Annotated in this window: 26 protein-coding genes; 16 read left to right on the forward strand and 10 right to left on the reverse strand. The window is 68.2% G+C overall.

What is annotated here, in order from left to right; translation table 11 throughout:
• Window positions 1-499: 499 nt before the first annotated feature.
• The 3 genes from AB6N24_RS17820 to AB6N24_RS17830 all read left to right on the forward strand — a co-directional run bounded on the left by AB6N24_RS17820 (window position 500) and on the right by AB6N24_RS17830 (window position 2,363).
• Window positions 500-922, forward strand: a complete 423-nt coding sequence (locus AB6N24_RS17820) for a hypothetical protein (RefSeq protein WP_412870728.1) — start codon at window positions 500-502, stop codon at window positions 920-922.
• 68 nt (window positions 923-990) lie between these two features.
• Entirely contained in the window at window positions 991-1,572 is a 582-nt protein-coding gene (locus tag AB6N24_RS17825) for a signal peptidase I (protein WP_412870729.1), read from the forward strand.
• Window positions 1,569-2,363, forward strand: a complete 795-nt coding sequence (locus AB6N24_RS17830) for a hypothetical protein (protein WP_412870730.1) — start codon at window positions 1,569-1,571, stop codon at window positions 2,361-2,363. The genes AB6N24_RS17825 and AB6N24_RS17830 overlap by 4 nt, the downstream gene beginning before the upstream one ends.
• Window positions 2,364-2,372: 9 nt before the next feature.
• Here the strand turns inward: AB6N24_RS17830 and AB6N24_RS17835 are convergent, their stop codons facing one another.
• Both AB6N24_RS17835 and AB6N24_RS17840 read right to left on the reverse strand, forming a co-directional pair.
• Window positions 2,373-2,765 carry a hypothetical protein gene (locus tag AB6N24_RS17835; RefSeq protein ID WP_412870731.1) on the reverse strand — a complete coding sequence of 131 codons (393 nt, stop codon included), beginning with the start codon at window positions 2,763-2,765 and terminating at the stop codon, window positions 2,373-2,375.
• 365 nt (window positions 2,766-3,130) lie between these two features.
• Window positions 3,131-3,619, reverse strand: coding sequence for a nitroreductase/quinone reductase family protein (locus tag AB6N24_RS17840; RefSeq protein ID WP_412870732.1), 489 nt, complete (start codon window positions 3,617-3,619; stop codon window positions 3,131-3,133).
• Between the two features lie 163 nt (window positions 3,620-3,782).
• Here AB6N24_RS17840 and AB6N24_RS17845 point away from each other — a divergent pair, with 163 nt between their 5' ends.
• From AB6N24_RS17845 to AB6N24_RS17860, 4 genes are all read left to right on the forward strand, one after another.
• Window positions 3,783-4,586, forward strand: coding sequence for a TetR/AcrR family transcriptional regulator (locus AB6N24_RS17845; RefSeq protein WP_412870733.1), 804 nt, complete (start codon window positions 3,783-3,785; stop codon window positions 4,584-4,586).
• A gap of 50 nt (window positions 4,587-4,636) precedes the next feature.
• Window positions 4,637-4,930, forward strand: a complete 294-nt coding sequence (locus AB6N24_RS17850) for a hypothetical protein (protein ID WP_412870734.1) — start codon at window positions 4,637-4,639, stop codon at window positions 4,928-4,930.
• A 488-nt stretch (window positions 4,931-5,418) separates the two neighbouring features.
• Window positions 5,419-5,772 (forward strand): STAS domain-containing protein, encoded by a 354-nt coding sequence (locus AB6N24_RS17855; RefSeq protein ID WP_412870735.1) that lies wholly within the window; start codon window positions 5,419-5,421, stop codon window positions 5,770-5,772.
• A 124-nt stretch (window positions 5,773-5,896) separates the two neighbouring features.
• A complete protein-coding gene (locus tag AB6N24_RS17860; RefSeq protein ID WP_412870736.1) occupies window positions 5,897-6,265 on the forward strand; it encodes an ATP-binding protein in 369 nt (122 codons plus the stop codon).
• Between the two features lie 439 nt (window positions 6,266-6,704).
• Here AB6N24_RS17860 and AB6N24_RS17865 read toward each other — a convergent pair whose 3' ends face one another.
• Window positions 6,705-7,538 carry a hypothetical protein gene (locus AB6N24_RS17865; RefSeq protein ID WP_412870737.1) on the reverse strand — a complete coding sequence of 278 codons (834 nt, stop codon included), beginning with the start codon at window positions 7,536-7,538 and terminating at the stop codon, window positions 6,705-6,707.
• 621 nt (window positions 7,539-8,159) lie between these two features.
• On the opposite strand from AB6N24_RS17865, the gene AB6N24_RS17870 reads away from it, so the two are divergent.
• A complete protein-coding gene (locus AB6N24_RS17870; protein ID WP_412870738.1) occupies window positions 8,160-8,348 on the forward strand; it encodes a hypothetical protein in 189 nt (62 codons plus the stop codon).
• 238 nt (window positions 8,349-8,586) lie between these two features.
• Here AB6N24_RS17870 and AB6N24_RS17875 read toward each other — a convergent pair whose 3' ends face one another.
• Complete coding sequence (locus AB6N24_RS17875) at window positions 8,587-8,940, reverse strand: hypothetical protein (RefSeq protein WP_412870739.1); 354 nt, start codon at window positions 8,938-8,940, stop codon at window positions 8,587-8,589.
• Window positions 8,941-9,336: 396 nt separating this feature from the next.
• On the opposite strand from AB6N24_RS17875, the gene AB6N24_RS17880 reads away from it, so the two are divergent.
• On the forward strand, window positions 9,337-9,522 hold the full coding sequence (locus AB6N24_RS17880) for a hypothetical protein (protein ID WP_412870740.1): 186 nt from the start codon (window positions 9,337-9,339) through the stop codon (window positions 9,520-9,522).
• A 287-nt stretch (window positions 9,523-9,809) separates the two neighbouring features.
• Here AB6N24_RS17880 and AB6N24_RS17885 read toward each other — a convergent pair whose 3' ends face one another.
• From AB6N24_RS17885 to AB6N24_RS17895, 3 genes are all read right to left on the reverse strand, one after another.
• Window positions 9,810-10,064, reverse strand: a complete 255-nt coding sequence (locus AB6N24_RS17885) for a hypothetical protein (RefSeq protein WP_412870741.1) — start codon at window positions 10,062-10,064, stop codon at window positions 9,810-9,812.
• Between the two features lie 213 nt (window positions 10,065-10,277).
• Window positions 10,278-10,763 carry a hypothetical protein gene (locus AB6N24_RS17890; protein ID WP_412870742.1) on the reverse strand — a complete coding sequence of 162 codons (486 nt, stop codon included), beginning with the start codon at window positions 10,761-10,763 and terminating at the stop codon, window positions 10,278-10,280.
• A 75-nt stretch (window positions 10,764-10,838) separates the two neighbouring features.
• Window positions 10,839-11,507, reverse strand: a complete 669-nt coding sequence (locus AB6N24_RS17895; RefSeq protein WP_412870743.1) for a hypothetical protein — start codon at window positions 11,505-11,507, stop codon at window positions 10,839-10,841.
• A gap of 683 nt (window positions 11,508-12,190) precedes the next feature.
• Between AB6N24_RS17895 and AB6N24_RS17900 the strand changes: the two genes are divergently transcribed.
• Complete coding sequence (locus tag AB6N24_RS17900) at window positions 12,191-12,616, forward strand: recombinase family protein (RefSeq protein ID WP_489672062.1); 426 nt, start codon at window positions 12,191-12,193, stop codon at window positions 12,614-12,616.
• A 322-nt stretch (window positions 12,617-12,938) separates the two neighbouring features.
• Entirely contained in the window at window positions 12,939-13,139 is a 201-nt protein-coding gene (locus tag AB6N24_RS17905; RefSeq protein WP_412870744.1) for a hypothetical protein, read from the forward strand.
• Between the two features lie 3 nt (window positions 13,140-13,142).
• On the opposite strand, the gene AB6N24_RS17910 is transcribed toward AB6N24_RS17905, so the two are convergent.
• Both AB6N24_RS17910 and AB6N24_RS17915 read right to left on the reverse strand, forming a co-directional pair.
• Window positions 13,143-13,469: a hypothetical protein gene (locus AB6N24_RS17910; RefSeq protein ID WP_412870745.1), complete on the reverse strand. Its 327-nt coding sequence runs from the start codon at window positions 13,467-13,469 to the stop codon at window positions 13,143-13,145.
• Window positions 13,470-13,547: 78 nt separating this feature from the next.
• Complete coding sequence (locus AB6N24_RS17915) at window positions 13,548-13,808, reverse strand: hypothetical protein (RefSeq protein ID WP_412870746.1); 261 nt, start codon at window positions 13,806-13,808, stop codon at window positions 13,548-13,550.
• Window positions 13,809-13,915: 107 nt separating this feature from the next.
• On the opposite strand from AB6N24_RS17915, the gene AB6N24_RS17920 reads away from it, so the two are divergent.
• Window positions 13,916-14,410: a hypothetical protein gene (locus AB6N24_RS17920; protein WP_412870747.1), complete on the forward strand. Its 495-nt coding sequence runs from the start codon at window positions 13,916-13,918 to the stop codon at window positions 14,408-14,410.
• Between the two features lie 137 nt (window positions 14,411-14,547).
• Here AB6N24_RS17920 and AB6N24_RS17925 read toward each other — a convergent pair whose 3' ends face one another.
• The gene (locus AB6N24_RS17925) at window positions 14,548-14,865 is read right to left on the reverse strand and encodes a hypothetical protein (RefSeq protein WP_412870748.1); all 318 of its coding nucleotides are present in this window, start codon (window positions 14,863-14,865) and stop codon (window positions 14,548-14,550) included.
• A gap of 1,001 nt (window positions 14,866-15,866) precedes the next feature.
• Between AB6N24_RS17925 and AB6N24_RS17930 the strand changes: the two genes are divergently transcribed.
• From AB6N24_RS17930 to glmU, 4 genes are all read left to right on the forward strand, one after another.
• Window positions 15,867-16,202, forward strand: a complete 336-nt coding sequence (locus AB6N24_RS17930; protein ID WP_412870749.1) for a hypothetical protein — start codon at window positions 15,867-15,869, stop codon at window positions 16,200-16,202.
• Entirely contained in the window at window positions 16,193-17,260 is a 1,068-nt protein-coding gene (locus AB6N24_RS17935; protein WP_412870750.1) for a hypothetical protein, read from the forward strand. The genes AB6N24_RS17930 and AB6N24_RS17935 overlap by 10 nt, the downstream gene beginning before the upstream one ends.
• Window positions 17,260-19,002 (forward strand): hypothetical protein, encoded by a 1,743-nt coding sequence (locus AB6N24_RS17940; RefSeq protein ID WP_412870751.1) that lies wholly within the window; start codon window positions 17,260-17,262, stop codon window positions 19,000-19,002. The genes AB6N24_RS17935 and AB6N24_RS17940 overlap by 1 nt, the downstream gene beginning before the upstream one ends.
• A gap of 493 nt (window positions 19,003-19,495) precedes the next feature.
• Window positions 19,496-20,978, forward strand: a 1,483-nt coding sequence (glmU, locus tag AB6N24_RS17945; protein WP_412870752.1) for a bifunctional UDP-N-acetylglucosamine diphosphorylase/glucosamine-1-phosphate N-acetyltransferase GlmU, incomplete at its 3' end; no start/stop codon positions are given.

Here is a 20,978-nt window from a genome sequence, read left to right on the forward strand (position 1 = left end):
CTTCTTGGGCACAGCGACATCCTTCCAGCGGGACCTCGTCCCACAGATGGAGTGTCAACCAGCCCTGCAGCAGTCCCCTTCGCCGATGAGGTCCTGGAGACGGTCCTGGCGGCGCACGGCTCCGAGTGAGCTCTCGGGAATGGCGGACCGTCGCCACATGCGTCGGCGGGGCCGTGACGGCGTGCGTGCTCTCGCCTGTCACCCGTTTCGGTCGATCGGCCCGGATTGTGCAGGCCGGTCCCGTGGATTAACACGTGGCCCGGCAACTGCAAACGCAGGACACGATCGAGCATCGGCGATCGGACGCCGCTTGCTAGGCCAGGTGCGGGACCGCATCCGCGGCGAAACACGGAAGATCGGACGCCTGCGTTGTGACGTACATCACAACCCCTAAACACTCAAGCACCCGTTCGCTCCTCCCGATTGCTCCACCTGAGTCGCCCGTGCATGAACGGTCGGCGCACCACCGATCCGTCGACCCATCCACGGGAGTGCCTTGATGTCTGCCACCACGAAGTCCTCGAACCGCCGCAAGTTCGCCGCCGTGGCTCTGGCGGTGCTCGGCGTGTCCGGCCTGTCCCTGGCGTCCGCAGCCACGCTCAACCTCTCCGGCAGCACCCTGGCCGCCAACACCGCGACCGTCGCGTCGTGCCAGCCGACTGCCACCCCGATCACCGCCAGCTTCACCACGTCCTTCACCGCCACCCCGGCACCCTCTTACAAGGTCGCCTCGGTCGCCCTGAAGTCCGTCGATGCTGGCTGCGCCGCTAAGGCCGTGCGTGTCACCCTCCTCGGTGCCAGCGACGCGATCCTGGGTGAGGTCACCGGCGCCGCGACGACCGGAACCACCACCTTCGCGTCGATTCCTGCGGGCATCTCCGCCTCGGACGTCGTCAAGCTCGCCGTCGTCATCTCCGACTGACATCACGCCGGGCACCGTCCGCCGTCACCCCGCACACCCCGCCCTCCGCAGATACGGAAGCGCGCATCTTGGCTCGCATCGCACCACGCTCAGCGCCCGGCAAACCGCGCCGGGCGCTGAGCGTGCTTGGCGACCTTGCCCTGATCGCCGTAGTCGGGCTCCTGGCGTGGGTCATGTGGCCCTCGACGCTCGGCGGATGCACGACGATCACCATCGTCTCCGGCCACTCGATGGAGCCCACCTACTACACCGGTGACCTGGTGATCTCCCGCTGCGGACAGCCGGGGATTGGTGACGTCGTGGTGTACCAGCCGGCCGCGGAGAACGGCGCACGCGTGATTCACCGGATCGTCGGCGGCACCGCGGAAGCCGGTTGGCGCGTGCAAGGCGACAACAACGACTTCACCGACCCGTGGACCCCCAGGGGCGAGGAGATCCTCGGCATCGCCCGCCTGCACGTCGCCCACGCCGGTAGTGTCGCCGCGATCCTGCTGTCTCCGATGACCTGGACATCCATCCTCGTCCTCGGCGCCGCGCTGCTGGTATGGCCGGCCCGTGACGCCACTGACGAGGTTGCGGAACCAGATCAGCTCGAGGACGCCGACGCCCGCGGTAGCGAGCTGCTCACGACGGGTGCCGCACAGTCATGAAGCGGCTGACACTCGCGAGCGGGTTCGTCGTCCTCGTCCTGGCCATGATTGGGCTGCGAGGGGCCGATGCTGCGACGCTCCCGCTCAACGCTGGGCGGCTCGCGGCCTTCACGATTAGCGATCGTTGCGCAACGGCGGCCCTCCCCGTCACGCCGGGCACAGTCGTCGCAGGCAAGTCCACACAGGTGGTGGTGGCGGAGATCCCACCAGCATGCCTGGGGCGCCCGGTGACGTTGCGACCGTTCGCCGCCGCCGGTGCGCTCACGGCAGCGGATGTCACTGCGACGCTGCCGACGGCCGGGACTCGCGCGACGCTGAGCGTCCCGAGCTATACGGTGACGCAGGTCTCCGGTGTGGCCATGACCGCGTCAACGTGGGGTCTGGCGACGCGGTGGACCACCGGTGCTCCGGGACTCACGTGCACCATCCCGGCCAACCCGAGCGTCACCTGCACCGTGACTGGAACCGACGGCAGCGAGTCGTTCATCGGGTGGACCTACAACCGGTCGTTCCGTGTGACGACATCGTCGACCACACCGGTCGCCTGGCAAGTCACCATCGACCTGAGTGACACCACCCAGTTCCCCTTCGTCGCCCGGTCCCTGGACGACGCAAGCAACAGTCTCGACCTGGTCAGCGCCACCTCATGCTCCACCAGCCCACGCACGGTCACGGTTCGCGGCACCGTTAACGGTGCCGGGGACAACCTGATCAGCGTCACGGACCCCGAGGAGTTCCGGATCACCGGTCGCGCGTACTGGACCAACGCTGACCTCATCGCTTGCTTCTAACGTTCGGCATCAGTCCCGCACCACCGCCGACACCTCTGCAACATCAGCGGCCAAGACCGGCGACTCGAACGGCTGCGAGACGTGAGCGCCCGTATCGTTCAGTCGCGTCGCCACATCGGCGAGCTCTCGACCGTCGAACGCCGTCAACGTGACGCGCATCTCACGGCCCGAGCACTGCGCTGGCATGCCGCGCACAAGGATCCGGCTCACCTCGTAGCCGTGGAGTGCTGGCGCGTACGCCACTTCGTAGGACACCGCGAGCTGCGCCTCGGCGCACCGGTCAACGAGCACGGCGGGGCGACTCACCGCATTCAGCCGCCCACTCGAGGGCACGGCAAAGCCGGCCAGTAGCGCCACTGCGATCAAAGCAACTCCGGTCGCGCGCCGTGTCAGACCCTTCACGGGCATTCGCCTCCTGCGTACGCCATGGTCGATCCGTCGACCACCCGACCGATCGGGCCCGCGTGCCCGCGCGTGAGCGCCCAGCGGAAGAGCAACCCGAACGGCTGACGACAAACGTGAGCAACACGCGAAACCGCCCTACTACGGCTAGTTCACGGTTCACGGCTCGTCCGGGCGATCGGAGCCGGAGTCGCGACCGATCGCTCCTTGCGCCGACCGCCTGCGGCTACCACTCCGGCGCGTCCAATGCCCGGTGGGGGCGGGCGGGATTCCAACGACGAGGCCGCGCTTTCAGCGATCGCGCCTGCCTGCCGTGCCGCCGTCCCCGGAATGACCCTCGTGGCGGTAGGTGCTCGTCGTCGGCGTCACGCAGAGTCGACGCGAAAGACAGGGAACTCAGGTGCGATGGGAGTGAATCGAGCAAGAGGGGCCCGGCGATCGACGGGAACGTGCGGTCGAGCTCCGGGCGCCAGGGCCAGATACCTCTTGAGGACGGGCGCGCGCTCGTCGACCGGCACGTCGACGAGGCGGACCTGCTCCGGGCGCGGTGAGTGCAGGATGGCGTGACCATCCGCGGCGTAAAGGTTGCGTACCCACTGGGCATCGGTGCCAAGCATGGACACGAGGTATCGGTTGCCGTCCATGTGCACGAGGACCAGGGGCAGCCGGACCAGGCGACCCGAGACGCGACCACGAACCTCGAGCGTCACCCCACGGCCGCCGAGCGTCAGGATCCCGTGCGCGTACTGCCAGGCACTGAGGGCGTTGAGGGCACGTGAGAGGCGGTTGGGCCGGTTTCCGGCGTACATCCAACGCTTGATCCGATGCAACGGCTTGACGCGTGCGCCGGTCACGGGACGGTCCACCACGACAGCGCGAGCGGCATACGAACCTCCGATTGGTACTTGGAGTTCCAAGTCTGTCGGTGAGACTAGAGGTATGGCTGACCGAGGACAAGAGCTACGAGCGACACGAAAGCGTCGGCCTCGGCGGAGCGACGCCGAGACCGGGCGGCTCATGCTCGAAGCTGCGCTGCAGCTGCTCGCACACAAGGGAGTGACGGTCGGGCTGGACGGGCTCCAACTCGAAGACGTGATCCGCCAAGCCGATGTGTCGCGCACCTCCGCGTACCGGAGATGGCCGACGCGGGAAGCGTTCCTCGACGACGTTCTCCTCGAGCTGGCTCGCGGTGCAGAACTCATCGAGGCGGGGGCGCGGATTGGGGTCGAGGGGGCGGCGCTGCTCAGCGCCCGTGCCCGTGACCTCAACAGCCCCGCCGGCAGGTACGACGTGTTCGTCGATCTGCTGCGTGTGTCGTTCCAGAGCGACTTGGAAGCCATGCTGGACGCACCACAGTTTCGTACCTACCTGGCGCTGCGCGCCGCGTTCGCTGGGGTGCCCTCCGACGAAATGCGCGAAGCGCTCGCTCAAGCGCTCGCGCTCAGCGAACGTCGAGCCGTGGCACGGGGCACGGTGATCCTCACTGGTGCCTGCGAGCTCCTCGGCCTGCGGCTCACCGGGCCGCTCGGCGCGGGGCGCATCGGGGCGGCTGCCATCGCGCGTTCGATCGCGGCCACGTCCGCGGGATTCGTCATCGCGGCCCTCGCTGACCCCCAGATCGTGCACTCAACTCAGCGCGTGGCACCCTTCGGCGCGTCGCGCGACGCGCCGTGGTCGATCCCAGTGCTTACGCAGGCCAGCCTCGTCCTCGCGCACATCGAGCCTGATCCTCAGGCGCCGCCGCCGCTCGAGCCAGACGAAATCTCTGCGCGGCTGCTGCGCCTGCTAGAAGTCGGTGCCGCGGCGGCGGCCGCGCAGTGACGGCCCGTCACGTCCCAACCTGACCCATCTCACCAGTGTTCAATGGTCAAGTGCCTGACGACGACCACCCCTCGCTTGCCCGAGATGTCTTGCCCTGGTTCTCCCGCCTGCCTGCAGAGCAGCTGAGTGCGTTGAGCGACCAGATGACCCAGTTGCGAGTGCTGCACGACGAGCAGCAACTTCACTGTGACGCCGTCGCCCTGGAGATGCAGGTGCTGGACTTCAGCTCTCCTGAACGCTTCCAAGCGGGTTGGCGTTCCATCGCAGGGCACCATGAGGAGATCGCGCGTCGGCACGCGCAGCTCGCCGAGCTCGCCCGCGGTATCGCCGAAGGCGCCTTCTGAGCTGACTGGCGCGGCGTGCTCGATCCGTGTCCGGCGATGGGGGATCCGGGGATCGTGACACGGGTAGTCGCGGTCTCCTGAGCAGCAGCGTCCAGCGCCCCGAGAACGTCAGTCGACGACGCGGGAGGACGAGCCGTACGGGCCAGCGACTGCCGAACTTCGTACGGTTTTTCGACACGCCCAGCGCCGCCCGCCCGCGCGTGCGTCCGCCGCAGACTGGCCCCGGTGTGTCGCCCCTCCGCGGAAGGGGTGGCCTGGGCCGATCGGCGCGCCCGCCACGACGGACGCAGGGTGCCGACGACGAACGCCCGGTCGACCGCCCACGCTCAGTGACGGGGACGGTCGCAGCGGGTGGCACCGGTGAGAGGCACGACACTACGGCCCGAAGGGCGAATAGGCGTCAAAGGCTTAATGAGTGTTAGACACTGGGCGCTGGGGTACCGACCGGTAACAGGCCACGCAGGAGCTGAGGGAACGAGTCGCGGGCGATGGAAGGTAGCGAGCTGTTTCTGTTGGGCGAACTGCCCGGCGCTGTGGACGTGCACGTAACGCCGAGTGGCGTTCGGATCGAGCTTCGCGGCGAGATCGACACCGTGCTGTCTGACGACCTCGACGTGGCCGTGCAGCGGGTGCGAGAGCACGCCATGCCGGTGACCGTCGATGCGAGCGAGGTGACGTTCATTGACTCGACGGGGGCCAGCTTCTTCGCACGGCTCGTGCGCCTGCCGAACGCCGTCGCTGCTCTTGAGCTCGCTCCCGTCGTTCGCGACCTCCTCGAGATCACCGGGATCGCGGCGCACTTAGTCGTCGTGCCCGCGGGCCCGCAGAGCACGACGGCCTGACGGCGCCGGCAGGGCGCGCGCCGCGAGCTGTCTGCCCCGGAGGGCCGGTGAACATTCACTCACCAGGCGCGGGCGCGTCACCTCCTGCAAGGTAGACGCTACGGACCAACGGACGACGGGAGGCATGATGCAGGTCGCTGCCACGCCTGGCTCCGCGCACCTCAGTCGCCGCTGGAGCGTGCGACTCACCCGCGCCTACGGTGCTCCTGAACGCGCAACTCGCGTCGTCGAACTGCTCACCAGCGAAGTGGTGACGAACGCCATCAAGTACGGCCAGGTCACGGGCTCGATTGAGCTGTCGATGCACTACTCAGGCAATGTGGTGGAGGTGTCCGTCACCGATGAGAACCCCGCTCCTCCCGTCATCCTCGCCCCCCACAAGCTGCAAGTTGGCGGCCGAGGGATGCAACTCGTGCAGCGCCTCGCTCACCGATGGGGGAGTGAGCCCACGGACCGCGGTAAGCGGGTGTGGTTCCAGGTCGCTCTCGCCTGACGAGAAAGCAGGTTAGGCGCCGTCAGCGACGGAGCCAGCGCCAGCGTCGCTGATGACGACTCGGCAGGACGCGCAGTTCACCTCTGTCGCAGAAGCAACGAGCAGCAACTTCGAACGCCAGGGAAACCCTTCACCGCAGACTGCGTACGTAGGCCGGTTCGCATCGCGCAGGTGGCTCACGTCGAACCCGACCCCGCGACGGACCAGCTGTGGCTCCTTCTTGAGGGACACCCAGACCGCTCCTCCCGCACGTCTTCCCGACCGCGCGCACCGTGGCGGTCTTCGGCGATGACGTTAGAGCAAGCGCATGCTTCGTGCTCATCGCAGCGCGCTCACCTAAGTGCCCTCGCACTCCCAGCCTTGGATCCTGCTGGCGAGATGCGGCGCACGTCGTCCGCTTGCAGGCGGGCTGCTTCGGCCGCTGAGGTCTCATCGGCGATCAGGGTTCAACGTGCGGCACGCCCATCGCCCGGAAAGCGGGCTGGCTGTCTGCTCTGCTCATGTAGGGCGAGAGTCGCGGGATGACTTCGTCCGCGATGTGCAGGCCCAGACAACGACCGATCCCGAGTAGCTGACCGCTCCAGGCGCCGTCGGCCTCCTCCAGCACGACGGTAGCGGACCACGTGCCTCGCGCCTGGGCGTCCGGGAAGAGATCGTCCGGGTGCACGGTGACGACTTGGTCCTTGCCGGGCATGACCTTCAGGGGGTACCTGCGCATGTCCTCCGTGATGGTGAGGTCCACGACGTCGCGAGGCACGAAGACAACGTTGCCGCCCTCGCTCAGAGCAGCAACGTTGAGCAGCCGGTGCTTGTCGCGGTTGTTCAGCTCGGACAACTCGGCGAGAGGGTGCGCGCGGTCCGCGTTCGTTGTCGCGTACGGCTGAAGCCCGTCGACCGCTTCCCGGACTTCCGTGGGGAGCCCTGGCGGCACGTCGACCCTGCCGTTGCGAGGTCGGGTGTTCTGGATCGGGAACATCGTCGAGCCCGGCCCTCCGTCGATAGGCGTGAGGCCAGCCGTGACGACGAGGTTGCGTGCGATGTAGTCGAGTATCGAGCGGTAGTTGTTAAGCAAGTCGCCGAAGACGGCGCCGATGATTGCAGGCGGCGGATCGACGTGCGAACGCACGAGGTATGCGCACTGGTCGGGCAGTGGCGTCACATCGGTCGTCCTGTTCGTGTTCATCAGGTAGGCGAGGCAGAGCTGTTCAAGCTCGGCGAGTAGTTGCGCGGCCCGCGCGAGCCTGACCTCAACGTCAACTGGAAGTGGGCCCATGTGATGACCATCGAGACCGTGGCGCGTAGCCGGCGCCCGCAGACTGTCGCCCACAGGCTGCCGCCAGAAGTGGGAGCTGTTCGAGTCGACAACTGCGCGCCGTGGGGGACTCCGCTGTGACGCCGCCGCACCCGGGGCCGCTCACGCGTTCGCGTGCGCCGCGACGATCGCATCCCACCAGCGGGCTCGCCCTCGATGGCGCTTGGAAGTCAGGTGCCAGCAGCGGCACGTGACGCAGGGGTGGACGTCGACGGGCAGGCGGCGGTCGCTCCCTGCGGTCCGACGGCGGATGGCGCTCAGTGCGAGCGCCGCAACGATCGGAGTGGAGTACGGGCGCTTCTGGCAGGCCATGTGGGCACCTCACGAATGAGGGCACGCGCCAGGCCGATACCTGGTCCGCACCAGGGCCTGCCTCATGTGCGCGGCGCCAGGAGGGCGAGACGCCCGGACGGGCAGAGCCTACCTCTGTCGACCTGCTCATGGACGGTACAGGCTCGGACGGTGGCATGTTCGACGTCGGAAGCTAGATCGCGTCGTGGTTGGGCGGGGGGTCAGAAGATGAGGGCATCACCAGTCGATCCTCGCTACGCGACGATGGAATCAGATCATCCGGCGTACCGGGTGGATTTCTGGGACGGTAACGCTGCGGCGGAATGGCGGCTTGAGAACGCGCGCGACACGCAGGAGGTCTGGGCGTGGGTCGAGCAGCACGCCGAGGGGCGGAACCCCGTCGTGTACGTCGAGCTGACGCTCGGTACCACGGTCGCGTTGGCTCGTCTCAGCGGAAGCGACCCGACGCGGACTCTCTGAGACGGCTCGGCCCGCGCGGACACCCGTGCGGGCCGGGTCGAGTTGTCTGCGGAGACAGCGAGCGGTAAAGCCAGCACCCGCCGCCGATGAGGCGCTGCACGTGGGACCGGCATCGGCCGGGTATCGGTCATTTGCGGCCAGCGCGGCGGGTCGCAGCGCTGGTGCGTACGGAATAGGCGCCCCGACGCGACGGTGACTTGCGTCCCGAGGCGGACGCGGGGCTGCCGGCGGCGGGTCGTCAGTCTGTGCCAGGCCAGGGCAGCATTACGTGCAGGTCGTGCTGCCCCGAACTAAGACCCACGACGCCGCGAGCGACCACGACCTGACCGGCCTGTTCGGCAGCCACCAGCACGGTTCGGACGGTGCGCGCCCAGTACGGAGGCAGAAGTCCCAATGCGTGTCCCTCGCGCACGACCCGCACTGCAGGGCCCTCACCCGCGGCGGTGTCCTCACCGACGAGCTCGACCCGCACGGTGGACAACCCCACCAGCGACCGGCGCGCCAGCACCCCGAACCGGTCGACAGCCGGGTCGACCAGCACGGCGCACGGCTGGTCACCCTCCTCAATCGTGACCTGCCACAGTTCGTCCATCGCGCGGCCTTCCTCGGACTACGTTGACCTGTGCCCATCGTGTGCTCACCGGGAGACGCTCGCAGCGCGACGATCAGGTAGCAGACCTAGCAACGATGACTACGCCGCCCAAGTCAGGAGAAGGCCAGTGGCTCACGAGCATCTCCCGCACCTGCCCCCGGGCCGGCCTGCGACTTCATCCACGGCAAGGAACGAGATCAGCGGACCTACGCGTCGTGAGGGGAGCGCCTGCCGTGGCGCTCCAAGCTCCCATTAACCACAGACACCGCCCGCATCACGTGCCCGGCATACCACGACTCTGCATGCGAAGAGCCAGACCGCCTCGGTGCCGGTGTGGAAGAAGGAGCGGGGTGGTGATCGAGCTGCCCGGCGGACCACATGTGGAAGGAAGCACACATGAACGACCCCACGCCGACGGGGGACGGTCGTCTAGATCAGCTCGCGCAAACGGTTTGGGAGACGTTGGCGGACTTCGCTGCCGAACGGGGCTCACCGCTGCCGAGGTGCGTGTTGGACGACCTCACCGAACAGGTCCTCAACGTGCTCGCCAGCGAATGGGTTCGCGGTAATGACCCGTCGTGATGCCCGTCCGTGCCCGGTTGAACTGACGGTCGTTCTTGCGCCGCGACGGACGCTCGCGACGGTCCGGGTCGTCGCTCCGACACAGGCTGAAGGTGAACAAGGTGCTTGCGTGAGCCCGCCTCACGCACCGCTAGCCAGATCGACACCACAACAGCGAGCAGCGTTCCGAGCGCAGCGAGCATGCCCCCCAGGTCGCTCCAACGCTCCGCCCACGCGTGCAGAGATTCCACTCAGTCTCCGACGCTCGTGTCGGGTGCCAGCCCCGGGAGGTCCATCATCACGCGTGGTCAGCGCGCGGACAGCGAGTCGATGATCCCGGCGACGAGACCTGCCATGTTGCTGATGCGCCAGTGCTCGTCGACACCGTCGGGCCCAGGCGCGGCCAGGAGGCCCGCGTAGCGCTGCTCGATGTCCCGAGCGGCCGCTGCGGCGTTGGCCGGGGTGGGCGCTTCAAGGATGCGGGCGGTGTCGAGGGGGTACGGCAGGTCGTGGCGTCGTTCGGCGATCTGCTCGAAGAGCAGCGCGGTTCCGGTGATGAGCACCTGCTCCCTCAAGGGCAAGGACCGGAGCCATGGGGCGAGTTCGTCGGCGCGGCTGCCGCCTGCTGTTGTCACTCGAGTAACAGTGCCGCGAGCCAGTCCTCGATGCGATCGGCTCGCCGCTTCCCTCACGCCGCTACCGAGGCCAGCGTCAGCGCCGATGTGTCCTTCCTCGAAAGCAGCACGGACTTGATCGTCGGCCTCGACGAGCCAGACTCACGCGAGCTTCGCTAGGAGATCCTGATTCGGTTCGCTGTCGACCACAGCGGACTGGTGGAAGGAGGGTGTGCTGATGGCGAGGAGGACGCCGCATCGCTGGTCCGCGAGTGCCGTTGCGCGCTCGTCGCCATCGGTTCGCGCCAACTTGAGTTCAATCAAGCCGTGGTCGCTCGGCTGTGCTCCCACAACCATCCAGTCGTCATCTGGCCGTCCGAAGATGCGGGCGGTGGAGGGAACGATCAGGTCCCAGGGTGCGCGGGAGGGAAGGTGGCGCATCGGAGGTCCCGACTCCGTGGATTTGCCCACTGTGGTCGTGCTCGATCGCGGGGTCGAAAGGATGGTGGGACCGCCGTCGACCGCCACGAACCAGTGGTCCCGATCTCGGAAGGCGAAGGCGCCAGTCTCGACTGGGCTCCCTGTGTGGAAGGACGTCTCGAACCGTCCGGTGAGGTCATGCGGGGTTGCCGAGAGCAGCTCGGACACCAGTTCAGCGGCTTGCACAACATCTCCTTCGCGCCGGGCGTGGCTGACCTCCGAGCCAGCCACGCCCGGCGTCCGTCAGTTGAACTTGCAGGACACCGTCTTGTAGCAGGTCATCCTGTCGCTCTGGACTGTGCCCGCGATGTTGATCACGCGCCCACTCGCCGACATGCGCAGGCTGTAGAGGTCGAAGAAGTAGCGCTTACCGTCATACGGGAGCTGGTTGTACCCGTCGCCGTAGCGGCCTTCAGTGACCGAGAAGTTCGATGACGCGTAGGAACTGCCGAACGCGAACGGGTAGCTGAACACGGTGTCGTCGGCCTGGAGCGGTCGGTTGTCTCGTCTGATGCGCAGTGACCAGATCAGCGACACGGCCGGCGAGGAGGTGTAGCTCATCTTGACGTCGGCCGAGTGGTTGTACAAAGACGTTCGGACCGTGACGGGCACGTTGTAGCTCGTGCCAGCGATGCTCGCAAAGATCGGTTCGGTGACGTTGGACAGGTACTCGCTGGCGATGGCCTGCGTCGATGCATCCCCGCTGGACCCAAGTCTGGAAGAGGACGGCGCAGCAGCGAGCTCGTCGACGTCGGAGACCTCGAGGCGATCGCCGGCAACCTCGTAACGCGTCACGGTCCCGTTGAAGCACGCCCAGTCGCCTGCTGGCTCGGTGGCCGCAAACTGCTCGCAGGTGGTCGGCGCGGTGGTGGCTGCCTTCGGCGAAGCCGTTGCAGGCGTCACCGTGATCATGGATGCGGCTACGAGAGCAGCACAAATAATGCCAAATCTGGAGCGCGACATTGCAACTCTCTTCTCTGGATCTCCCCTGATGGCCCGCTTCGGACTTGTAATCCCTCACGCGGCCACACGACGGTAAGTCGCTCGCCACGAGAGTCGCAAGGGGGGCAAAATGCCTGTAGAAGGATAAATCCGGCCGGGCTTGTAGATGAAGGCGTGGCCGGTCATCGTGCAGAAGCAGTGGGACTCTTGACCTTCGGCGTCGCGAGTGCTCGCTCTCGCCGGAGCGCCCGCCCTTCGCCGGCTCTCCCCGGCGTGGCCTGATCGGCGGCGGTTAAGTCGCGTCGGAGCCCTGCTGGCTGACACGGGCACTCACCGCGGCCGCCGGCCATGCACGGCGTCGAGCAACCGCGCGAGACAGGTGGTGCGCTACGGGCACTGAGCGCGTCGCCGAGGCAACCTCACCAGCGAACGCTTCCGGGCTCGTTGTCGAACCACGACAGACGCCAGCGGCCGACCGAATCCAGCGGGGCCAGCGGCCGTGTGACACGCCCGGACGCAAGCGGCTGAAAGTCGTGGCCGGAACCGGTGTGGCCGCTGACCGGGCAGCGACGAGTTCCGTACGGTCACGGCCATGGCGCTCCTCGGCTACGCGCGGGTCTCGACTGACATGCAGAACCATGACCTCCAGACCGATGCCCTTGCCGCTGCCGGGTGTGACCGGACATGGATCGACCACGCAAGGGCGCGGCCGCGTCGCGGCCGCAGCTCGACGAACTCCTGGACTACGCCTGACCGGGGACACCCTGGTCGTGTGGCGCCTGGACCGCCTGGGCCGGTCCGTGGCCCACCTGGTGGCCGCGGTGGCCGAGCTCGACGGCCGGGGGATCGGGTTCCGGTCACTGACGGAGGCGATCGACACCACGACCGCCAATGGTCGGTTGATGCTGCACGTCTTCGCGGCCCTTGCCGAGTTCGAGCGTGACCTCATCCGCGGGCGCACCGTGGCCGGCCTGGCCGCTGCCCGGGCGCGTGGCCGGACAGGTGGCCGGCCCACGGTGATGACCGCGGACAAGCGGACGGCCGCCGACGAGTTGCTGCGCCGGCCCGGGCGAGCGTAGCCGGCGTCGCCCGCGCCCTGGGTGTCTCGCGCGCCTCGCTGCGCCGCCACCTCGAAGTTCGGGAGACCTAGAGCCGAAGCCCCGTCGACGTCAACGACGTGGCAGAGCGTGAGCCGCATCAGGCATCCCGGCCCACTCCACCCCCGCCCAGGGACGAGGGCGCGACACAGAACTTGCCGACCGTCCATCATCCCCCCGATGCCGCTCGACGAGGGGGCTCGGCACGGGGGCGCGCTCTTGTTTGCGCCCTTGGTCGATGCCTCACGTGCACCCCCTGGGGCTGCCGCACATATGACGCGTATCGCCGACGCGAGGACCGAACATGACCGTGCTGTCCCAGCTCCTGCCCCTCCTGCCGCCCGATGCCCCGACGGGCGCCGGAGTGGTCGTTCTCGTTGCCGCCCCCGCCGTGAGGCAGATGCTTAAGTCCGCCGCCCGCGGCGCGCGGTGGGTGCTCGACTCCGACGAGCGCACCGCCCGTCTGGTGCAGCTGCTCGAGGCGGCTCGGCGCGGGCCGCGGTGAGCGTCAGGCCGGGGCGGGCGGCGGGCGGTAGTACCGGTCGGTCTGCTGCCGACGTCGTCGTCGCTCGGTCAGGTCGATGACGTCGGCGTGCATCGCCCGCGCGAGCCCGTTGCTGATGATCTCGGCCGCGATCAGCTGCGGGAGGTGCTCGGGTGCCGAGCGCAGCGCGGTGTGTGGGGGGACTCCCAGGAGGCTGGCGACGTACTCCGCGCGCTCGTTCAGCAACCGGTCGATGACCGCGCCGTCGGCGCGCAGTCCCTGCTCGGCCAGGACCGCCTCGACTTCGGTCGCCAGCTCGATGAACCGGGCGGTGCGGCGAGTGATGGCCATGCGTAAGAGGGTGCACCGACCGGCGCGGTTGGGGCGAGCCGCGCGCTCAACCCTGGATGCGGGGGAGTGCACGGGCGCTCAGAGGTCGATCAGGTGGCCGTCGACGTCGGTGACCCGCGCGACGCCCTTGCGCTTGGCTGCTGCTTGGCACTTGGCGCAGCCGGCGAGCTCGAACCACGTCCGGCTGACCCGGTCGGGGGCCAGGCCGCAGAAGGTCTTGGTCGACGTCGAGGACGCCCACGACAGGTGCGGGGCGATGCCCCCGAGGGTGTTGACGACCAGGACGTCCTGGATCTGCTCGCCGGCGCCGTTGTACGCCGGTCGGGGTCCGAAGTGCATGGGCGCACGGTACGCCGCTTGTGTACCTCGAGGGCTGCTCCACCCGCGGCCGTGTCGTGGCTGGTCTGGCCGCTGCCCGGGTCGCCGGCTCGTGGTTGGCTGTGGCCATGAATGGCGAGCGGTACTTCACGGCCGCACCCCAGGGTGTGCGGGTCTATCGCGACACGCACGAGTTCGTGACGGAGAATCCGATGCGCCAGTCGCGCGGGTTCGACATCCCCGGCGACCTTGCCGGCTGGGACGTCGCGAACGGATTCCTGCTCGCGCCCGACGCCGCCGATCCCACGGTCCAGTCCGAGTGGCGCATCTCCGTGACCGGCCGGGAGATCTACGCCGTCCTGCGCCGGTTCCCGCACGAGAACACCTACACCTTCGACGGCCCGGTGTGGCTCATCGACACCGTGCCCGACATCCTCGACGCGAGCGTCCACAGCAACCCGTTGCGGGAGCTGGTGGACCCGTTGGAGCGGCACCGCGGTGAGGCGGACTCCCTGCTGCAGGCGGTCCAAACGATCCGGAGCGCGCTCGGCCTACTCCGGTCCGTCGCCGCCGACCCGTTCCTGCTGCTGGAGTGGGCCACGACGACGATCAACGCCCGCTGAGGCTCCGCTCAACGTAGACCGTTACCCCGCAGCGCTGACCCGAAGGTCTGTCCCGGCCCGCTGCGCGGGGCAGGTCGTTCCGTTGTTGTGTCCTCGCGATGGGGCAGTCCACGGCCGGGCAGCGCGCTGCCCGCGTATCACTCCTCGTTGCGATCGGGTTCGGTCCGCACTGCTGACCGGTTGTCCCTCGCCGGTCTCTGCGCGGGATGTGCGGAAGTCCCGCGCATCACCCGTCCGATGACGAGGTCCCAGCCGGTGGCGCGGTCGCCGGTGCGAACTTCGAGCTGGGCGACCAGCCGCAGGGTGGTCCACCGCTCGCCGTCAGCCACGAACCGGAGGGTCGAGTGGTTCAACCCGGTCTCCTCGGCGAGCTTGCGGAGTCCGGCGTGCAGTGTGCCTGCGCGCTCCCACGCGAGGCGGCGCACGTAGTTGGCGAGTTCCGCGGCGTACAGCACCTCGAGCGGAGTCCCCTCGTGTGGTGTGCCGTGAGGCCACTCTTCTGGGTCGAAGTATTCACGGGGGGCTCTGTCCGTCATGGGGCCATGTATAGCACCTGTGCGACGTGTGATCGGGCGGAAGCATCTTGTCGATATCGCGAGATGCTGCGGGTTCGCCGTGCGTTCGCGCGACGGTCGCAGTCGGTGATGACTGGTTCCGTATAGACGGCGCCAGCCACAGCCCAATAGCACGCTGACGTGCTAGTTGACTGTCGCAGCGCCATTCCATCTGAGGGGCCCAGAGGCTTGTAGAGTTCCTACAACGCGCTCGGCGGCCCTCCCGTGGCCCTTGATGTTTGCGCGTAAGGGAGTACCGTCTCGAAGGTCAGCTGACATGCGTCGACCCTCCCCGAGGGTCGGGAAGGGTCGACTGAGGACGAGGGCGGCCAGGCCCTCTCCTCTACCTCCTCCTCAGGGCTAGGAACCACTAGGAGTCGGCATGGAGATCTTCGCAGCGCCCACCCACATCGATCCAACTGAGCAAGAGCGCGCTACACGCCGCGCTCGAGTCCTCACGACGCGAGCACCACGGTGAGCGCGACGCGCCCCGAGGGCCGCTCCGACCGGCCATCAGCTCCCATCGTTGCGACACGCACCGTGAAGGTCGTCCGCGCAGCCGGCACCAACGACGCCGACGTCGTGCGCAGCCCCGTCTGGTTGCGCACCGTTCTCGCCTTCGCTGACGACTGCGGCATCCGCGCAGTTCCCCGCCACTCAAGGCAGAGGCGGGATCGCATGCGGTCCCGCCGGCGGGGACATCGCCCCGGCAGTCGTCCGCACCTGCGGGCGGCTGGGCCCTCGGCGCGCCGACGTCCCGGCAGGTAAGCGCCATGCCAGGAACCGGCGCCAGTCAGGGGTTGTGCAGGAAGGCGTTCCAGGCCGCGGTGATCGACCGGTCACTCATCACGTTTTGCCGGCGGACAGAAAGAGCACTCGCTCAATCAAGTTCAGCGGATCACGTGAACCCGTACACGGTCGGGTCGATCGCAGCGGCTGCGTTCGTGTACTCCACCGAGTCGAGCAGCAGCAAGGTCGCCCGCTTCGATGCCGGGTACGTCGTGTCGCTGCTGTTCGACCGGCTGGATCCGGACGACCTCGTGTTCGTCGGCATGGACACCTACATCACGGTCGATGTGCGTCGTCGTGTTGCGGAGAACTGCACACACGAACGCGAGAGCGTCGACGCGTTGGGGCGGTCGATAGCGCGAGCCGTGCGAGCGAACCCTGACTTGTTGCGCATCGAGATGCCCGTCGTGGCACCGTCGAGGTCATCCATCGGTCGGCGGTGGCTCTGATGGCACGCGGGCAACGCCGGGCGAGCTACGACCGTCACCGCGACGTCCGTCACCAGGACTCCGCGCAACGCGTCGTCGTCAAAGAGCAGGAGCGAGCGGCAGCGGACACCCGCGACAAGCAGGTCACCCTGGTGGTCTCCCGTTACACCTCGCGGCGACTGTCCCCACCACAGATGGCCCCGTTCCGGGAGTTCCTCCTGCCCGTGTTCCTCGGGACCGACCTGTCCGCTGACGCGGTGAAGCGGGTACTGCCGTTCTTTGCGGTACTCCTCGCACCAACGATCCGTCAGGGTCAGCCGCTAGTGATGCGGGAAGTGTTCGACTCGCGTGCAGTCGCTCACTTCTTGGAGGTCGAGGGCCCCAAGGTTTCTGAACACCAGGCGAGCCGTATCGCATCCGCGGTACGGAAGATCGCGCGAACGTACCGGTTGTCTGGATACACCGGCTTCGAGAGGACGCACAGCCGGCCGAAGCGACTGAAGGGCTACCCCGACGATCTCGCCGCACGGCAGTACACCGCGGCGTCCCGGCTGCCCGTCCCATGGCGACGTGAAGCACTGACGCTTCTTGATCTCGGCTACGGGGCAGGTGCGCGACCGAAGCAGGCACGCGCGGTGCAAGGTCGTGACGTCCGCCGTGACCGCGGTCTCGTCGCGGTCACCCTCGTCGGCTTCCACAAGGACGACCCGACCGTGAACCGGCCCGTCCCAGGTGCACCGGGGGAGCGGTTGCTGGAGGCCGCGACGCTCGTCGGACCGGACGGGTTCCTTGTCTGTGATGGTCGCGCCCGCTCGTGGGCCTTCGAGGACGTCATCGAACACATGCACGCTGTGGAGCCGTCGCTCGGGCGCTTCCGTATCCAACGTGCAGCCGACAACTGGTTCGCTCGAGCGATCAAGGTCACGCCGGTCATGGCGGTGCTGACGTCCATGCAGCTCGCCCCTAGCAGCAAGACGGTCACCGACATCCTCGGCGGGATGGAGCAGGTGTCTGCGCTCGAGTCGTTCCAGATGTTGACGTCCGTGCCCCCGGCACCGTTCGCGGACCGTGACCAGTGATGGTCAAGCGACTCGCGAAGTGGGTCGCCGAGACCTGGCATGAGGAAGCGTTCCGCCTCGCAGTGCTCATCCTCGACCGGTCACAGCTCGACCTCTATATAGAGGAGCTCGTCGCGCTTCGACACCCGAAGACGCAACCGGGCACGCGCGGACCGGGTCGCCCGCGGCGCCGTACCTACACGATCCGGGCGATGCTCGCCGCCGAGATCATGTGCCTCGCGGACGGAAGGCAACTCACGCTCGCGAACATGTTGCACGTCATCTGGCACCTCACACCCGACCAGCTCGCGAACGTCGGCATGGTCGACCAGATCCAAGACAGCGAACGCGCGCTCATGAGCGTCCCGGGTTTCCGCTCGAACGAGTATGAACGCCTACAGCATCAGTACGACCTGATGTTCGCGCCGATCGACACGTCACCTCACCGTCGCATGATGAGGGAGCCGAATCGCGTGCGGACGAGACGACTGGCGACGTTGACGAAGGAGCGCCGCGCCGAACTGGACCAGCGTGAAACGAACCTCACCCAGGTGCACACCCTCATCATCAAGGCCGGTTGTGAAGGGGCCCGCCCTGAGTTTTACCGCGGGCACGCACAGTTGGACGAGACATGGTTCGACTCCTGGGCGCGAATCGAAGGGACGGGAACACGCCAGGACAAGCTCGGAGGAGCAGACCCCGAAGCGGCGTGGCGACACGACAAGAAGCACGAGTACTCCAAGTACGTGCACATGTTCGTCTTCACGCAGATGGCAACGATGCCGTACGAACGGCGGGTCCCGAACGTCGTCACAGGCATGCGAGCACGACCTGCCAAAAAAGAATCGGACGTTCAAGCGGCCGTAGCGGCGGTCCGCATGCACATAGCGAACGGTTTCGGCCCGACGCCCGGGCGCCCTGGACGCATCTACACCGACCGCGGATATTCAGAGAAGCTGTTGTTCGCGGCTGCGATGCTTGACGTGGGGTACCAGGTGGTGTCCTCCAACGAGCAGCCAGCCCCGAGCAAGGGCTTCATCCGCCCCGAGGGGCCGTTGCTCATCGGAGCGAAGTTCGCATGCCCGGCCGCGATCAAACTTCTAAAGCACCGCAACCTCGAACCAATCGATCCTGACAACGCCACCCCGGCCCAACTCCGAGAACGCCAGGACATCATTGACGCGATCCGCCCGTTCATCATGCCGACGAACGGCAAGCCGCGGCTCCTTCCTGCAACGTCGAAACATCCGGCCCGAGCGGTGATCTCTCTGGTGTGTCCCGCAAGCGCTCGACAGTGCGACTGCCCGATCGTTAACGAACTGGAGGACCCGACTGCCCGACTCCCGTACGCGTACGACGCGCCAGACAAGGAGGACGTGGAGCATCTGCCGCGGACGTGCCAGTCTACGTATTCGTCCGTGACGGTCCCGGTGACGTTCCTGAAGAATCTTGACCAGATGCTTCACGGGTCCTTCGAGCACGCCGATCACATGATGAACATCCGCTCCGCGAACGAACGCCCCCACGGGTACATGAAGCGACGAGACATGGGATCTTTCAGCCGGGACTCCATCGTGATGATGGGCCGCGCGCGGGTCTCCGTCGCCGTCGCGATCGTCGTCGCACTCCTCTCCATCGGCGAGCTCGAAGCGATCAACGCCAAGCCCGGCAACAGCGTCCACAACCTGCCTCACACCCCAAGGCTCGCCGCCGCCCGCCAGCGCAACCAGCAGATCGCCGACGAACGTCACCGCAACCCCTGACGTTGGAGATCTGACGACGGCCCGTGGCAGGCCCGGAGGTGCACCCGGGCCATCCGTCGACGCTCGATCCGACAACGACGCAGGTCAGGACGGCGCCTTGGACAGGCTCGCGTTCGGAGCCGCTCAGTACGTTGGAGACCTGACAGGATCAGAATGGAAGGCGATTGCAAGCCGCCTCCCCACCAGGCAACGCGAAGCATTCAGCACGAGCGCCCGTCGGCGCGCGCGGAGCGGTCCGCGTCGGCGCCGCGCGACGAGCCACGCGGGCGCCGCGCGACGAGCCGCGCACCTGACCCGCGCCGCGACACCCGGAAGGGCCTGCGGACGAAGCAGGACGAACCCGGTCGACCCGGCACCGCGATCGCCCGTCCGACCCCCGCACGACCCGTGGTCGGCAGCGGACGGCGCGGGGGGCCCTCCGCGCGGCGGTAGAGTGCACTCGCGCCAGATCCGCCGCCCGAGCCTTCGGGCAGTCCGCGAGGAGCACCCACAGGTGACCACCCCCCGCCCAGCCGCCGTCGTCGTCCTCGCCGCAGGTGAGGGCACCCGGATGCGCTCGGCGACACCCAAGGTCCTGCACACGATCGCCGGCCGGAGCCTGCTCGGGCACGCGCTCGCTGCGGCCCGCCGGCTCGAGCCGGCGCGGGTGACCGTCGTCGTCCGCCACGAACGGGAGCGCGTCGCCGCGCACGCCCGCGAGCTCGACCCCACGGTCCTGCTCGCCGACCAGGACGCGATCCCGGGGACGGGCCGCGCGGTGCAGTGCGCGCTGTCGGTCCTCGACGCCGCGGCCCAGGCCGAGCAGGCCGCCGCGGTCGACTGCCCCGGCAGCAGCGGCAGCGCCGCGGGCCTGCAGGTCGAGGGCGCCGTCGTCGTGCTCGCGGGCGACGTCCCGCTGCTCGACGGCGACACGCTCGCGGAGCTGCTCGCCGCGCACGTCGCGGACGCCAACGCCGTGACGGTGCTCACGACCGAGGTCGACGACCCGACGGGCTACGGCCGCATCCTGCGCGAGGCGGGCACGGCCGACGTGCTCGGGATCGTCGAGGAGAAGGACGCCGACGAGTCGCAGCGCGGGATCCGCGAGATCAACTCGTCGGTCTACGTCTTCGACTCGAGCGTGCTCCGCTCGGCGCTCGGCCGGCTGGGCCGCGACAACGCGCAGGGCGAGGTCTACCTGACCGACGTGCTCGCGATCGCGCGGGCCGACGGCGGGCGCGTGCGCGCGCTGCGCACGGACGACCCGCTGCTGGTCGAGGGCGTCAACGACCGCGTCCAGCTCGCGGCGCTGCGTGCGGAGCTCAACCGCAGGCTGCTCGAGGACTGGATGCGTGAGGGCGTCACGGTCGTCGACCCGGCGACCACGTGGGTCGACGTCGACGTCGAGCTCGCGCGCGACGTGACGCTCCTGCCCGGCACCCAGCTGCACGGCGCCACGTCCGTCGGCGAGGGCGCGACCGTCGGCCCCGACACGACGCTCACGGACGTCACGGTCGGCGCGGGCGCGAGCGTCGTGCGCACGCACGGCTCCGGCGCGGTCGTCGGCGCGGGTGCCACGGTGGGGCCGTTCGCCTACCTGCGGCCCGGCACGGACCTGGGCGACCGCGGCAAGATCGGCACGTTCGTCGAGACCAAGAACGCGCAGATCGGCGAGGGCTCGAAGGTCCCGCACCTGTCGTACGTCGGTGACGCGACGATCGGCGTCGAGACGAACATCGGTGCCGCGAGCGTCTTCGTGAACTACGACGGCGTGAACAAGCACCGCACGACGATCGGCTCGTACGCCCGCACCGGCTCGGACAACATGTTCGTCGCGCCGGTCACGGTCGGCGACGGCGCGTACACCGGGGCGGGCAGCGTCATCCGGCGCGACGTCCCGCCGGGGGCGCTCGCCGTGAGCGCGGGCCCGCAGCGCACGATCGACGCGTGGGTCCTGCGCGCACGCGCCGGGACGCCCGCCGCCGAGGCCGCCGCGC

Origin of the sequence: Cellulomonas jepli, assembly GCF_047229345.1 — a bacterium.
In the GTDB taxonomy this organism is placed as follows: Bacteria; Actinomycetota; Actinomycetes; order Actinomycetales; family Cellulomonadaceae; genus Cellulomonas_A.

Excerpts from the sequence above, each read along its gene's own strand:
- AB6N24_RS17820 (WP_412870728.1), top strand. The coding sequence starts at position 500 with ATGTCTGCCACCACGAAGTCCTCGAACCGCCGCAAGTTCGCCGCCGTG.
- AB6N24_RS17830 (WP_412870730.1), top strand. The coding sequence starts at position 1,569 with ATGAAGCGGCTGACACTCGCGAGCGGGTTCGTCGTCCTCGTCCTGGCC.
- AB6N24_RS17845 (WP_412870733.1), top strand. The coding sequence starts at position 3,783 with ATGCTCGAAGCTGCGCTGCAGCTGCTCGCACACAAGGGAGTGACGGTC.
- AB6N24_RS17855 (WP_412870735.1), top strand. The coding sequence starts at position 5,419 with ATGGAAGGTAGCGAGCTGTTTCTGTTGGGCGAACTGCCCGGCGCTGTG.
- AB6N24_RS17860 (WP_412870736.1), top strand. The coding sequence starts at position 5,897 with ATGATGCAGGTCGCTGCCACGCCTGGCTCCGCGCACCTCAGTCGCCGC.
- AB6N24_RS17865 (WP_412870737.1), bottom strand. The coding sequence starts at position 7,538 with ATGGGCCCACTTCCAGTTGACGTTGAGGTCAGGCTCGCGCGGGCCGCG.
- AB6N24_RS17875 (WP_412870739.1), bottom strand. The coding sequence starts at position 8,940 with ATGGACGAACTGTGGCAGGTCACGATTGAGGAGGGTGACCAGCCGTGC.
- AB6N24_RS17880 (WP_412870740.1), top strand. The coding sequence starts at position 9,337 with ATGAACGACCCCACGCCGACGGGGGACGGTCGTCTAGATCAGCTCGCG.
- AB6N24_RS17895 (WP_412870743.1), bottom strand. The coding sequence starts at position 11,507 with ATGATCACGGTGACGCCTGCAACGGCTTCGCCGAAGGCAGCCACCACC.
- AB6N24_RS17900 (WP_489672062.1), top strand. The coding sequence starts at position 12,191 with ATGCCCTTGCCGCTGCCGGGTGTGACCGGACATGGATCGACCACGCAA.
- AB6N24_RS17905 (WP_412870744.1), top strand. The coding sequence starts at position 12,939 with ATGACCGTGCTGTCCCAGCTCCTGCCCCTCCTGCCGCCCGATGCCCCG.
- AB6N24_RS17910 (WP_412870745.1), bottom strand. The coding sequence starts at position 13,469 with ATGGCCATCACTCGCCGCACCGCCCGGTTCATCGAGCTGGCGACCGAA.
- AB6N24_RS17915 (WP_412870746.1), bottom strand. The coding sequence starts at position 13,808 with ATGCACTTCGGACCCCGACCGGCGTACAACGGCGCCGGCGAGCAGATC.
- AB6N24_RS17920 (WP_412870747.1), top strand. The coding sequence starts at position 13,916 with ATGAATGGCGAGCGGTACTTCACGGCCGCACCCCAGGGTGTGCGGGTC.
- AB6N24_RS17940 (WP_412870751.1), top strand. The coding sequence starts at position 17,260 with ATGGTCAAGCGACTCGCGAAGTGGGTCGCCGAGACCTGGCATGAGGAA.